We start from the raw sequence: 483 nt of genomic DNA, 5'->3' as shown, positions 1-483 counted from the left end.
CAACGTCCCGTATAAAAACTGTGCGAGCGGGCGAGCGTGATTGTCCGCAGGACAATCCGCTGAGCAAGCGAGCACGGAATTTCGATTCAAGACAGGTTTTAGCATTGTTTTTATATAGTGTTGTGCTTTCGTGCTTTATTTTATCTCTACAACCGACACAATTTTGGCTGCCGGCTTTTCACAGTCTGAATCCGTAAGAGATAGTCCGAAAGCTTCATTTAAAACGGTTCTAACTATTCTAACCGTCCGTGTCTGCCTATCTCCTTTCTTAGGGAAATGTAAATTGGTTCTTATGTGAAATAAGATATCGTTAGCCTCAGTAAAATAATTATCTAAATCCGATATTTCTTTACTTCTGGAGCCTAAAGGATTCCAAGTAGTCAGAATAGCCTGAACATCTTCACTTTCCTTTTCTCTTCTTTTAAATTCCTCAGTTTGTTGATAGTCAGTCATATTATTTGTTTTTGCATGAAGCACAACGGT

The 483-nt window shown here is 39.3% G+C and carries 1 protein-coding gene; it reads right to left on the bottom strand.

The annotated features are described in order from the left end of the window. Nucleotides 1-135: 135 nt before the first annotated feature. Nucleotides 136-483: hypothetical protein (locus tag H4O20_RS12885; RefSeq protein ID WP_221442892.1), on the bottom strand; the 348-nt coding region annotated here is incomplete at its 5' end.

This window comes from Aequorivita sp. 609 (genome assembly GCF_014212065.1).
In the GTDB taxonomy this organism is placed as follows: domain Bacteria; phylum Bacteroidota; class Bacteroidia; order Flavobacteriales; family Flavobacteriaceae; genus Aequorivita; species Aequorivita sinensis.
This window is presented reverse-complemented; position numbering and strand designations above follow the sequence as displayed.